The 12,733-nt window shown below is 74.6% G+C and carries 11 protein-coding genes; 4 read left to right on the forward strand and 7 right to left on the reverse strand.

Annotation, left to right across the window (positions count from 1 at the left end):
• Both I4I78_RS22020 and I4I78_RS22025 read left to right on the forward strand, forming a co-directional pair.
• The coding region (locus tag I4I78_RS22020) for a glycoside hydrolase family 16 protein (protein ID WP_218613362.1) at positions 1-620 on the forward strand (620 nt) is incomplete at its 5' end.
• 53 nt (positions 621-673) lie between these two features.
• On the forward strand, positions 674-4,096 hold the full coding sequence (locus I4I78_RS22025; protein ID WP_374225892.1) for an ATP-dependent helicase: 3,423 nt from the start codon (positions 674-676) through the stop codon (positions 4,094-4,096).
• 18 nt (positions 4,097-4,114) lie between these two features.
• On the opposite strand, the gene I4I78_RS22030 is transcribed toward I4I78_RS22025, so the two are convergent.
• On the reverse strand, positions 4,115-4,945 hold the full coding sequence (locus I4I78_RS22030; RefSeq protein ID WP_218613363.1) for a CPBP family intramembrane glutamic endopeptidase: 831 nt from the start codon (positions 4,943-4,945) through the stop codon (positions 4,115-4,117).
• Between the two features lie 193 nt (positions 4,946-5,138).
• Here I4I78_RS22030 and I4I78_RS22035 point away from each other — a divergent pair, with 193 nt between their 5' ends.
• Both I4I78_RS22035 and I4I78_RS22040 read left to right on the forward strand, forming a co-directional pair.
• On the forward strand, positions 5,139-6,416 hold the full coding sequence (locus I4I78_RS22035) for a sensor histidine kinase (protein ID WP_218613364.1): 1,278 nt from the start codon (positions 5,139-5,141) through the stop codon (positions 6,414-6,416).
• Positions 6,417-7,067 carry a response regulator transcription factor gene (locus I4I78_RS22040; RefSeq protein WP_218613365.1) on the forward strand — a complete coding sequence of 217 codons (651 nt, stop codon included), beginning with the start codon at positions 6,417-6,419 and terminating at the stop codon, positions 7,065-7,067. It abuts the gene before it with no gap.
• A gap of 97 nt (positions 7,068-7,164) precedes the next feature.
• Here the strand turns inward: I4I78_RS22040 and I4I78_RS22045 are convergent, their stop codons facing one another.
• From I4I78_RS22045 to I4I78_RS22070, 6 genes are all read right to left on the reverse strand, one after another.
• A complete protein-coding gene (locus I4I78_RS22045; RefSeq protein ID WP_226380208.1) occupies positions 7,165-8,805 on the reverse strand; it encodes a cation acetate symporter in 1,641 nt (546 codons plus the stop codon).
• Positions 8,802-9,173 carry a DUF485 domain-containing protein gene (locus tag I4I78_RS22050; protein ID WP_218613366.1) on the reverse strand — a complete coding sequence of 124 codons (372 nt, stop codon included), beginning with the start codon at positions 9,171-9,173 and terminating at the stop codon, positions 8,802-8,804. The genes I4I78_RS22045 and I4I78_RS22050 overlap by 4 nt, the downstream gene beginning before the upstream one ends.
• A gap of 171 nt (positions 9,174-9,344) precedes the next feature.
• Positions 9,345-11,027 carry a cation acetate symporter gene (locus I4I78_RS22055; RefSeq protein WP_308252286.1) on the reverse strand — a complete coding sequence of 561 codons (1,683 nt, stop codon included), beginning with the start codon at positions 11,025-11,027 and terminating at the stop codon, positions 9,345-9,347.
• Entirely contained in the window at positions 11,024-11,428 is a 405-nt protein-coding gene (locus I4I78_RS22060; RefSeq protein WP_218613367.1) for a hypothetical protein, read from the reverse strand. The genes I4I78_RS22055 and I4I78_RS22060 overlap by 4 nt, the downstream gene beginning before the upstream one ends.
• The gene (locus I4I78_RS22065) at positions 11,425-12,276 is read right to left on the reverse strand and encodes a LytTR family DNA-binding domain-containing protein (protein WP_308252287.1); all 852 of its coding nucleotides are present in this window, start codon (positions 12,274-12,276) and stop codon (positions 11,425-11,427) included. The genes I4I78_RS22060 and I4I78_RS22065 overlap by 4 nt, the downstream gene beginning before the upstream one ends.
• On the reverse strand, positions 12,273-12,733 hold a 461-nt coding region (locus I4I78_RS22070; RefSeq protein ID WP_255567162.1), incomplete at its 5' end, for a sensor histidine kinase. The genes I4I78_RS22065 and I4I78_RS22070, both read right to left, overlap by 4 nt.

The raw sequence follows: 12,733 nt of genomic DNA on the forward strand, positions 1-12,733 counted from the left end.
ACGCCGCCCGCGTCAGTGGTCGCCGGTGGAGCACCTACAACTCGCCCGGCGCGTTCGGCAACGGCCTGCGCCGCCCGTCCGCGGTGGCCCAGCGCGACGGCCTGCTGACGGTCACCGCCTCGCCGCGGCGCAGCGGCGGGACCTCCGGCGGCATGTCGATGCACGAGGGGCAGCGCTACGGCCGGTGGGAGTTCCGGGCCCGCACCGACGCCGGCCGCGGCTACAGCCCCGCGATCCTGCTCTGGCCGGACTCCGAGAGGTTCCCCGACGACGGGGAGCTGGACATGATGGAGATCCCCTACGAGGACCGGCACGCCGCGACCGCATTCGTGCACTGGGGCAGGGACAACAACATCCTGTCCACCGAGACGCCGGGCGACTTCACGCAGTGGCACACGTTCGCGCTGGAGTGGCTGCCCGACCGGATCACCTGGTACGTCGACGACGTGAAGCGCTGGGAGGTCACCGACCGCCGCGCGATCCCGACCAAGCCCATGCACCTGTGCATCCAGCTCGACCAGGGCCCGGCCGAGAAGTGGATCCCCGGGCCGGACGCGACGACGCCGGAGCAGGTCCGCCTGCAGGTCGACTGGGCGAGGATCTACCGGGTCGCCGAGTAGGGGGGACCGCCCGGGATCGGGGACCGTCGGTGCCGGGGGGTACAAAGCTTCCCGTGGCACCGAACCCGGACGACCCGGACCCGACGCGGGGCGGGTCCGTGCCGGGTGACCTCAGCCCGGCCGTCCTGTCCGCGGCGCTCGGGCTGCCGGCGCCGACCGAGGAGCAGGCCGCCGTCATCGCCGCCCCGATCGGCCCCGCACTCGTCGTGGCCGGGGCCGGCGCGGGCAAGACCGAGACGATGGCGGCCCGCGTGGTGTGGCTGGTCGCCACCGGGCAGGCGATGCCCGAGCAGGTCCTGGGCCTGACGTTCACCCGGAAGGCGGCCCAGCAGCTCGGCACCCGTGTGCGGTCACGGCTGCGCCGGCTGGCCAGTTCTCGTCTGCTCGACGACATCGATCCGGGAGGCGGCCGCCGGGCGGCGCTGCTGGCCGGCGAGCCGACCGTGTCCACCTACCACGCCTACGCCGGGCGTCTGGTCTCCGAGCACGCGCTGCGGCTGCCGGCCGAGCCCGCGTCCCGGCTGCTCGGGCCGACCGCGGTCTGGCAGCTCGCGCACCGGGTCGTCTCGAGTTGGGCCGCGGACCTGGAGATCGACCGGGTGCCGGCCACCGTCACCGGGTACCTGCTGGCCCTGTCCGGGGAGCTCGGCGAGCACCTGGCCGACGCCCGCGACGTGCGCAGGCTGGCCGAGGACATGATCGCCGCGCTGGAGCGGGCGCCGCGGGGGAAGGGGCAGCGCGCCGAGCCGTCGGCGACCTACCGGGCGTGGGTCGCGGCCCAGCGGATGCGCTGCGAGCTGCTGCCGCTGGTCGAGGAGTTCGCCGCGCGCAAGCAGGCCGAGCAGTCGATGGACTTCGCCGACCAGATGGCGCTGGCCGCCCGGATCGCCGAGGCGGACCCGGAGGTCGGGCGGATCGAGCGCGGCCAGTTCCGCGCCGTGCTGCTCGACGAGTACCAGGACACCGGGCACGCCCAGCGGGTGCTGCTGCGGGCGCTGTTCGGCCGGGTCCCGGGTGAGTGGGTTCCGGGTGAGGGGGCCCCGGGGGAAGGGACGGCTGCGGACGAGGGCTGCTCGGTCACCGCGGTCGGCGACCCCTGCCAGTCGATCTACGGGTGGCGCGGGGCCAGCGCAGGCAACCTGGCCCGTTTCCGCACCGACTTCCCGACCCCGGGCGGCGACCCGGCCGACGTCTACGGCCTGCTCACGAGCTTCCGGAACCCGGCCGAGGTGCTCACCCTGGCGAACCGGGTCTCCGAGGAGCTGCGCACCGGGCCGGGCGCGATCGAGGTCGGTGAGCTGCGGTCCGCGCCGAAGGCCGCACCCGGCGACGTCCGCGCCGCGCTGCTGCCCGACGTCGCGGCCGAGGTGGACTGGGTCGCCGACGGGGTGGCCTCGCGCTGGCACTCCGTCGCGCGGGAGCGGGACACGCCGCCGACCGCGGCCGTGCTCGTGCGTCGCCGCGCCGACATGGACGCCCTGGCCGCGGCGTTGCGGGCGCACGGGCTGCCGGTCGAGGTCGTCGGTCTGGGCGGGTTGCTCGACACCCCGGAGGTGCGCGACCTGGTCAGCGCGCTCCGGGTGGTGGCGGACCCGCTGGCCGGGCCGTCCGCGGTGCGGCTGCTCACCGGCGTGCGCTGGCGGTTGGGGGTCGCCGACCTCGCCGCGCTGTGGACGCGTGCCCGCGAGCTCGTCCCGCGGCCGATGTCGACACCGGGGCCGCTGAGCCCGCAGGAGCTCGCACTGGGCGCGCTGCCGGGCGAGCACGCCGAGCAGGCAGGGCTGGTGGACGCGCTCGACGACCCGGGGGAGCCGTCGCGCTACTCCGGGGCCGGCTTCGACCGGATCCGCCGCCTGGGCCGGGAGCTCTCGCTGCTGCGCGCGCGGGCGTCGGCGCCGCTGACCGACCTGGTCGCCGACACCGAGCGGGTGCTGCTGCTCGACGTGGAGACCGCGGCCCGGCCCGGCCCGGCGGGACGGGCTCATCTGGACGCGTTCGCCGACGTCGTCGCGGAGTTCTCGGCCGGCGCGCAGGTCGCGACGCTGCCCGCGCTGCTGGACTACCTGGAGACCGCGGAGAAGGCCGAGGACGGGCTGACCCCGGGCGAGATCGAGGTCGCGCCGGACCGCGTGCAGATCCTCACCGTGCACGCGGCCAAGGGCCTGGAGTGGGAGATCGTGGCCGTCCCGCACCTGGTCTCGCAGGTGTTCCCGGGCCGCAAGATGTCCGGGAGCTGGCTCAAGGACCCCTCCGACCTGCCGGTGCCGCTGCGCGGTGACGCCGATGACCTGCCCGGCTTCCACCTGCCCCCCGGCGGCGACCGCAAGGAGCTCGAGCTGGCGGTCAAGGGCCACGACGAGGCCCTCGACGAGCGCCGTCTCACCGAGGAGCGGCGGCTGTTCTACGTGGCGCTCACCCGGTCCGAGCACACGCTGCTCGCCTCCGGGCACCGCTGGCCGGCGACCGGGGAGAAGCCGAAGGAGCCCTCGGTGTTCCTGACCGAGGTCGCCGAGGTCCTGGAGGGTCCGGGCGGCTCCGAGGTGGGTGTGCTGGAGCACTGGGCGCCGCCGCCCGACCCGGACGGCGGCAACCCCGCGCTGGGTACGACGCACACCGCGTCGTGGCCGCCGGACCCGTTCGGCGAGCGCGGCACCGACGTCCGCGCCGGCGCCGACCTGGTCCGCGACGCGCTGCGCCGCCGCACCCGCCCGGCACCGGCCCGGCGCGCGCGCGCGGCCTCGCCGGACCAGCTCAGCCTGGACCTGCCGGCCGAGCCGGTGGACGTCACCGAGTCCGACCCGGAGGGCTGGGCCTCCGACGTCGACGTGCTGCTGGCCGAGCGCGCCGCCGCGGCCCGCCGCCCCACGGTGCTGCTGCCCGGACGGGTGTCGGTGAGCCAGCTCGTCGAGCTGGCCGACGACCCGGACGCGCTCGCGGTGCGGTTGCGCCGCCCGGTTCCGCTGCCGCCGAACCCGCACACCCGCCGCGGTACCGCGTTCCACGCCTGGCTCGAGCAGCGCTTCGGCGCGGTCCGGCTGCTCGACCTCGACGAGCTGCCCGGCGCCGCGGACGACGACGCCACCGGCGACGACGCGCTGACCGAGCTGCAGGAGGCGTTCCTGCGATCGGAGTGGGCCGACCGGGTGCCGGTCGAGGTGGAGGTGTCGTTCGAGTCGGTGGTGGCCGGGGTCGCCGTGCGCGGCCGGATGGACGCGGTGTTCGCCGACCCGGACGGCGGCTGGACCGTCGTGGACTGGAAGACCGGGGCGCCGCCGGAGGGGGAGCGCGAGCGCGCGGTGAGCGTGCAGCTCGCGGCGTACCGGCTGGCCTGGGCCGCGTTGCAGGACGTGCCGCCGGAGCGGGTGCGCGCGGCGTTCCACTACGTCCGCCCGGACGTCACCCTGCGCCCGGCCGACCTCCTCGACGCCGAGGGCCTGCACGCGCTGCTGAGCTCGGTCCCGCGGGTGGCCGGGTAGGGCCCGGGCCGGGAGGCGTCATGCCTGCAGGGCGTTGCGGATCCCGTTGTAGACCGCGTGGGCCAGGCTGGAGGGGGCGAGCGATCCGGTGCGGCGCCAGGCGTAGGACATCGGGATCCCGATCAGCACGCTGACCACCACGAGGGAGATCGCCGTGAGCCAGATCGGCTGGCCCGGGGGCGAGACCGGCAGGTGCCACAGTCCCCACAGCACCGAGACCAGCAGCGCGGTGCCGGGCCCGCGGCGCTCGCCCGGGCGCTGGACGTGCGCGTCGAGCACCCCGCGGAACGCGACCTCCTCCAGGATGAACCCGACCGGCAGGTACAGCAGCGCCCAGTACGCCGCGTGGCCGAGCATCGCGAGCGGGTCGATCGGGCGGCCGCTCAGGAACAACGGCACCCCGCCGATCAGCGCCAGCAACGGGATCCCGACCAGCAACGTCGGCAGGGCCGCGCGCAGGGTGGCGACCGGGCCGGTGCTGCGCAGCGCCCAGGCCGCCGGGAACGCCCCGGCGATCGCGGCGACCGCCCAGGCGATCATCGTCCACGTCCCGGAGGCGACGGCGTCGACCATCAGCAGCACCGGGGTCACCACCAGCAGGACGGCCAGCGCGAGCCCGGCCCGGTCCAGGCGGAACCGCCGGTCGCCGTCGCGCATCCACACCTCGCGCAGCGGTCTGCGCCGGACCAGCAGCTGGAACGCCACCGCCAGCGGTATCCCGAGCAGCAGGTAGGCGTCGGTGTCGATCGGCAGCAGGTAGCCCAGCGCGATCCACACGGCGACGAAGCCCGTGCCCTCGGCCAGTCGCCTGCCCCGTCGCGTCGTCTGGGTGGGTGTCTGCACGGTCATGGCGGTTCCCTCCGTTCGGCCACCGCGCTCGCGGCGGTGGTCCCGGACGGCCCCGACGCTAGGAGCCCGGCGGGGCCGGTGGCCTCGGCTCCGGGTCGCTTCCGGCTCCGCCGCCCGGTGGGGGTCGCGGGCCCCGGGTTCCACCGCGAGACGGAGGACGGTCCGGGCCCGCGCCGATACGATCTGCCCCACCATGAGCGCCGATCCGGACACCGCAGGCCCGCTGGGGTCCGCGCGGGCCGCGATGCGGCGCAACCCGCTCGGCCTCGACGTCGCGCTGGTCGCGGTGCTGGCGCTGCTCGGCTCGCTGTCCGAGATCGTCCTCGTCGCCCCGTCCATGACCGGCCCGCGCACGGCTCCGGAACCGTTGTGGATCGTGCTGTGGGCGGTGGCGTTCTGCCTGCCGCTGCTGCTGCGCAGGCGGTTCCCGAGCACGGTGCTGCTGGTCACGACCGCGCACTTCCCGTTCTTCTGGGCGGCCGGGCAGGGCAACGAGATCATGTCCTGGCTGGTGCTGGGGGTGGGTGCCTACAGCGCCGCGGCCTACGGGCGGCGACGGCCCGCGCTGTGGGCGGGGGCGGCGGCGTTCCTCGTGACCACCTCCTACGTCGTGATCCCGCTGGTCCTGGGGCTCCTGTCGGCGGCGCCGGCGGCGGTGCTGATGGTGAACAACCTGGTGCCCTACCTCGTCGGCGGCAGCCTCGGGGTGATGACGCGGCGCCTGCGCGCCTTCCGGGCCGAGCTGGAGCAGCGCAACGCCGAGCTCGCGCGGGAACGCCGGGTCAACGAGCAGCGCGCCGTCCTCGAGGAACGGGTCCGGATCGCCCGCGAGCTGCACGACGTCGTGGCCCACCACGTCGTGCTGATGGGCATCCAGGCGGGCGTGGCCCAGCGGCTGTTCGACGACCGCCCGGACGACGCGCGCGCCGCCGTCGCGGACGTGCAGGCCGGCAGCGGCCGCGCCGTCGCGGAGCTGCAACGCGCGATCGGGGTGCTGCGCTCCGGCCCGGCCGCCCCGGCGGGGGACACCGCAGCGAAGGCGGCAGGGGATACGGCGCGGACGGCGGCCGGGAACGGCGACGCGCCGTCGGTCACCGAGCCCGCGCCCGGGCTGGACCGGCTCCCGGCGCTGGTCGAGCAGGTGCGCCGGGCCGGACTGCCGGTGGAGCTGACCCTCGACCCGGGCGAGGTCGACGCCGGGCTCGGCCTGTCCGCCTACCGGATCGTGCAGGAGGCCCTGACCAACACCCTCAAGCACGCCGGCCCGGCGAGCGCCCGGGTGCGCGTGCGCTGCGGCGCCGGGGTCGTGGAGGTCGAGGTCGTCGACGACGGGTGCGCCACCCCCGGCGACGGCGACGGCGGCCGGGGACTCGTGGGCGCCCGGGAGCGGGTCGCCCTGCACGGCGGGCGGCTGGACGCGGGCCCGCTCGCCACCGGCGGGTTCCGGGTGCGCGCGGTGCTGGGGCCCTGAATGGCGATCCGCGTGCTGCTCGCCGACGACCAGGAGCTGGTCCGCCGCGGGTTCCGGATGATCCTGGAGAGCGAGCCCGGGATCGAGGTGGTGGCCGAGGCCGCCGACGGGCAGGAGGCCGTCGACGCGGTCCTCCGGCACCGCCCGGACGTCGCGCTGGTCGACGTCCAGATGCCGGGTACGGATGGGCTGGTCGCCACCGAGCGGATCCTCGAGCTGGCCGGTGACCGTACTCGGGTGGTCATCCTGACCACGTTCGAACGCGACGAGTACGTGTTCCGCGCGCTCGGTGCGGGCGCCAGCGGGTTCGTGCTCAAGACGGCGCCGCCGACCGAGCTGATCGCCGCGGTGCACGCCGCGGGCCGCGGGGACGCGCTGCTCTCGCCGTCGGTGACCCGCCGCGTGCTGGGGGAGCTCGCCGGCCGCGGCCGGCCGGCGGGACCGGTCCCCGGCCTGGACCGGCTCACCGACCGCGAGACCGAGGTGCTGCGCCTGATCGGGCAGGGCCTGTCCAACGCCGAGATCGCGGGTGAGCTGCTGCTCGGCGAGGCGACGGTGAAGACCCACGTCTCCGGTGTGCTGTCCAAGCTGGGACTGCGCGACCGGGTGCAGGCGGTCGTGGTCGCCCACCGGCACGGCCTGGTGACCTGAGCCCGGGTACGCGGCCGGCCCGGGAACGCAGCGAGCCCGCGCCCCGCGCCCGGGGTGACCGGGGCGGGACGCGGGCTCGGCCGCGTACGGGGTGGAGCTAGTGCGTCGAGGCCTTGTTGGCGGCGCCCGCACCGGTCAGGGAGCGGACCTCCATCTCGGCGAACTTGGCGCCGTCGGCCTTGCGCTGGCCGACGTAGGTGCCCACCACGCCGAGGATGAACGACAGCGGGATCGACACCAGGCCCGGGTTCTCCAGCGGGAACCAGGAGAAGTCCACGCCCGAAATCATCGACGGCGTCGAGGCTGTCGGCGGCTTGCCCGACACCGCGGGCGAGAACACGATCAGGATGATCGCGCTCGCCAGGCCGCCGTAGATGCTGTACAGCGCGCCGGTCGTGTTGAACCGCTTCCAGAACAGCGAGTACAGGATCGTCGGCAGGTTCGCCGACGCGGCGACCGCGAACGCGAGCGCCACCAGGAAGGCGACGTTCTGGTTCTTGGCCAGGATGCCGCCGACGATCGCGACCAGACCGATCACGATCGCGGTCCGGCGGGCGATCTTGACCTCGGTCTTCTGCTCGTCCTGGACCTGGCCCTTCTTGATCACGTTGATGTAGACGTCGTGCGCGAACGACGCCGACGCCGTGATCGTCAGACCGGCCACCACCGCCAGGATCGTCGCGAACGCGACGGCGGCGATGATCCCGAGCAGGACCGGGCCGCCCAGCTCGAAGGCGAGCAGCGGGGCCGCCGAGTTCACCTTGCCCGGCGCGTTCTTGATCGTCTCCGGGCCGACCAGTGCACCGGCGCCGTACCCGATCACGAGCGTGAGCAGGTAGAACAGGCCGATCAGCCAGATCGCCCACTCGACCGACTTCCGCGCCTCCTTGGCCGTGGGCACGGTGTAGAAGCGCATCAGCACGTGCGGCAGGCCCGCCGTACCCAGGACCAGCGCGATGCCCAGCGAGATGAAGTCGATCGTGCTGGTGGTCGAGGTGCCGTACTGCTTGCCCGGGCCGAGCAGGGCCTCGCCGGCCGCACCGGCCCGCTCCACCGCGCCGCCGAGCAGGGCGGAGAAGTTGAAGCCGAACAGGGCCAGCACCCAGATCGTCATCACGATGGCGCCGATGATCAGCAGCACCGCCTTGATCATCTGGACCCAGGTGGTGCCGCGCATGCCGCCGATCAGCACGTAGGCGATCATCACGATGCCGACGACGGCGATCACGATGTTCTGCGCGAGATCGCCGGTCACGTTGAGCAGCAGCGAGACCAGCCCGCCCGCACCGGCCATCTGGGCCAGCAGGTAGAAGAACGACACGACCAGCGTGGACACCGCGGCCGCGGCCCGGATCGGGCGCTGCTTCATCCGGAACGCCAGGACGTCGCCCATGGTGAACCGGCCGGTGTTGCGCAGCAGCTCGGCCACCAGCAGCAGCGCCACCAGCCACGCGACCAGGAAGCCGATCGAGTAGAGGAAGCCGTCGTAGCCGTTGACCGCGATCGCGCCGGCGATGCCGAGGAACGACGCCGCGGACAGGTAGTCACCGGCGATCGCGGTGCCGTTCTGGGGGCCGGAGAAGCCGCCGCCCGCGGTGTAGAAGTCCGACGCCGTCGACGTCGCCCGGCGGTTCACGTAGATCACGATGCCGAGCGTGATCACCACGAACGCGACGAAGATGGAGATGTTGAGGATCGGGCTCGAGCCCGCGATCCCCTTCGACTGCGCCAGGATCATCGTGTCCCGCCTCCCTCGACCTCGTCGCGGATCTTCGCCGCCAGCGGGTCCAGCTTGCGGTCGGCGAAGCGCACGTAAACGATCGTGATCGCGAACGTGGACACGAACTGCAGCAGACCGAAGATCAGACCGATGTTGACGTTGCCCAGCACCTTGATCGCCATGAAGTCCGGCGCGAAGCTGGCGAGCAGGACGTAGAGCAGATACCAGGCCAGGAACCCGGCGGTGACAGGGAAGACGAACCCGCGCAGCCGGCTACGCAGCTGCTGGAAGTCCGCACCCGCCTGGACCGCCGTCCAGTCCGTGCCGCTGGTCGACGAGCCGTCTCCCGTGGGGGGCGGGTCGTCGGTGGACTCGGTGGTACTCACGTATGCCTCCTTGCATGTCCCGGGCTTCTCGGGCGCGGGTGCGCTCAGGAAAGGGCCTCATGACCTCGCCGCGAAAGCGGCTGGCGCCACACAGCCGACGATTGAGACGAACGGTGGACCACCGTGTCGTCGATCGCAACGTTGTGCGACCAACGGTCTTGACACGATCGCCTAACGTTTGTCGGTCAGGTGCAGCCGGAGCATCGTAGCCTCCGCCCATGGCGGAGCGTGATCGGTCAGTGACACCGTGATCATGGCCACGAACGCGAGCGGGACCGACCACAACGCGGGCTGGGAGAGCAGGAGACCGACCGTACCGCCCGACGGCACCGGGGACCCCGGAACCGCGGCCAGCGACATCGCTCCGAGCGCGGCGAGCAGTCCCACCGACATCCCGGCCAGGGCGCCCCGCGCGGTGAGCCGGGGCCACCAGATGCCGAGCACCAGCAGCGGGCAGAACGTCGAGGCCGCCACCGCGAACGAGGACGTGACGGCCGCGCTCACGTCGATCCGCGCGGCGAACAGGGCCGCGGTCACCACCACCGCGGCCGCGGCCAGCGCGGACAGTCGCAGCCGGCGCAGACCCGAGGGCATCAGGTCGTGTGCCAGCGCCCCGGCCAGCGCCAGCAACAACCCGAGCGAGGTGGCCAGGAACGCGGCGAACGCACCCGCGGCGAGCAGCGCCGTCACGATCGACGACGCGAGCCCGTCCCCGGCCACCCGCCCGGGCAGCATCACCACCGCGGTGTCGGTGCCGGCCGAGAGGTACAGCTCCGGTGTCAGCACCGTGCCGAGCAGCCCGTAGACGATCGGGAACAGGTAGAACGTCCCGAGCAGGCCCACCGTGATCGCCGCGGTCCGGCGCGCGGCCCGGCCGTCCGGTGCGGTGTGGAAGCGGACGATGATGTGCGGCAGGCCCATCGTGCCCAGCGCGGTGGCCGCCAGGACGGACCAGGTCGCCAGCAGCGGGGAGTCGGTCCCGCTGCCGAGCAGCGGCACGCCCCACGCGGTGCTGCCCGGAACCGGCAGCCCGTCGCGCTCGCCGTCGACCTCCGGTACCTGTGCCCCGGCCGGGAACGTCCAGCGCGTGTCGGCCAGGGCCGGGTGCGGCCCGGCGGTCAGGGCGCGCGGCTCGCCGTCGACCACGACCGTGAGCGGCGACGGCAGCACCAGCGTCGAGTCCAGCCGGAAGTCGACGTCGGTGTCGCGGGTGAACGTCGTGAACTCCGGCGGGGCGGCCATCTGCCCGCGCAGCTCCGGCCCGGCCACGATCAGCAGCCAGATCGCCGGCCCGGCGAAGAGCAGCAGCTTGAGCACGAACTGGAACGCCTGCACGTAGGTGGCCGCGCGCATCCCGCCGAGCGCCAGCGTGATCGACACCGCGGCACCTGCGACCACCACCCCGACCCAGTACGGAACGTCCGAGACGAGCGTGAGCAGCTGCCCGGCGGCCACGAACTGCGGCACCAGGTACAGCCCGGCGATCACCACCACGACGACCGCGCAGAACCGGCGCAGCCGCGCGGACCCGAGCCGCGCCTCGGCGAACCCGGGCACGGTCAGCGCCCCGGTGCGCCGCATCGGTGCGGCCACCAGCGCGAGCATCAGCAGGTAGCCGGCGGTGAACCCGACCGGGTACCAGAGCGCGCCGGTGCCCTCCTTGATCACCAGCCCGGCCACGCCGAGGAACGACGCCGCCGACAGGTACTCCCCGGACACCGCGGCCGCGTTGAGCAACGGCGACGTCTGGCGCGATGCGACCAGGAAGTCCGACGTGGTGCGCATCGCGGCCACCCCGCGCGCGCCGATCAGCACCGTGACGAGCACCAGCGCGACGACCGCGGCGCCGGTCACCGGAGTCGCCCCACCTCGTCGTCGCGGCGCCCTGTCCCGTCGCGGTCCGTCCCGTCGCCGTCCGTCCCGTCGGGGGCGCGCTCGTCGCGCTCGGCGCCGGACAGCTGCCACCAGGCCAGGCCCGCGAGCAGGGGGTAGGGCGCGATGGCGACGGCCAGCCAGCCGCCGGGCACGCCGAGGAGCCGCAGACCCGCCAGGTCCGGGGCGAGCAGCAGCAGCACCGGCAGGCCGAACAGCAGCAGCCCGCCGAGCGCCACGGTGACCGTCGCGCGGCGGAGCTGGGCCCGCCGGATCCGACGGGCGAGCTCCAGGACGGCGGGGTCGGTCGCCTCGGCCGGACGGGCCGGCGCCGAGGCCGGGCCGTCCGGTGCGGTCACCGAGACCCGCCGCGGCCTGCTCACCGGTCCGTCCCGGGAGGACGCCCGCCGGCCTGCGAGCCCAGGGTGCCGCGGGCCGCGGCGTCGAGCAGCAGCTCGCGCAGCTCGCGGGCGTGGCGCCGGCTGACCGGTACGTCGCCGGCGTCGGTGTGCGCGAGCAGCCCGCCGCCGGCGTCGCTGCGCAGCTCGACGACCGCGGGCAGGGCCAGCAGGTAGCTGCGGTGCACCCGGACGAACTCGTGCGGCGACCAGTGCTCCTCGAGCCGGGACAGCGGGATGCGCACCAGGTGCGAACCGGACGGGGTGGTCAGCCGGACGTAGTCGCCGTGCGCCTCGACGAACCGGACGTCGTCGCGGCGCAGGTAGCGGGTGCGCCCGCCGAGCTCCACCGGGACCACCGCGAGCTCGTCCACCCGCGGTGCCGCCGGGGCGGGCGCAGCGGGGGGAGCGGGCGGTGCGGCGGGCGCCGGCACCGGGCGCGCCCCGCCCACCCGTCGGACCCGGGCCAGTGCCTCGGTGAGCCGGTCCTGCCCGACCGGCTTGAGCAGGTAGTCCACCGCGCCCAGGCCGTAGGCGGCGAGCGCGTGCTCCTCGAAAGCGGTCACGAACACGACCTCCGGTGGTTCGGCCATCGCGGCGAGCACGCGGGCCAGCTCCAGGCCGTTCATCCCGGGCATCGTGATGTCGAGGAACACCGCGTCGAAGCGCCCGGACGGCAGCAGCCGCAGCGCACCGACGGCGTCCCCGGCGCGGGCGACCTCGCCGACGTCCGGGGCGTCGTCGAGCATCGCGCACAGCTCGTCCAGGGCCGGGGCGACGTCGTCCACCGCCAGCACCCGCAGCGGGGCGCCGCGCCGGTCGGGGGTGCTCACGGCACCACCACCCCGGGCTGGAAACGGGGGATCCGCAGCACGATCCGGGTGCCGGCCCCCTCCGCGGTCTCGACGACCAGACCGTGCCCGGCGCCGTAGATCGCCTGCAGCCGCCGGTCGACGTTCACCAGCGCCAGCCCCGCCCCCTCGGCGGTCCCGGCCAGCACCGCGCGGGCGTGCTCGGGGGCCATCCCGGGCCCGTCGTCCTCAACGGCGATGACGCAGACCCCGCCCTCGGCCTCGCCGCTGACCAGCACCGTCCCGCCACCCTCCGCGCGCTCGACGCCGTGCTGCACGGCGTTCTCCACCAGCGGTTGCAGCGCGAGCACCGGGATCGGCACCGGCAGCACCTCCGGCGCGACCCGGACCTGGACGCGGAGCCGGTCGCCGAGCACGGCGCGGGCCAGCGTCAGGTAGGCCTCGACGGAGCGGAACTCCCCGGCCACGGTGGTGTAGT

This window comes from Pseudonocardia sp. KRD291, from assembly GCF_019263595.1.
In the GTDB taxonomy this organism is placed as follows: Bacteria; Actinomycetota; Actinomycetes; order Mycobacteriales; family Pseudonocardiaceae; genus Pseudonocardia.

Excerpts from the sequence above, each read along its gene's own strand:
- I4I78_RS22040 (WP_218613365.1), top strand. The coding sequence starts at position 6,417 with ATGGCGATCCGCGTGCTGCTCGCCGACGACCAGGAGCTGGTCCGCCGC.
- I4I78_RS22035 (WP_218613364.1), top strand. The coding sequence starts at position 5,139 with ATGAGCGCCGATCCGGACACCGCAGGCCCGCTGGGGTCCGCGCGGGCC.
- I4I78_RS22030 (WP_218613363.1), bottom strand. The coding sequence starts at position 4,945 with ATGACCGTGCAGACACCCACCCAGACGACGCGACGGGGCAGGCGACTG.
- I4I78_RS22045 (WP_226380208.1), bottom strand. The coding sequence starts at position 8,805 with ATGATCCTGGCGCAGTCGAAGGGGATCGCGGGCTCGAGCCCGATCCTC.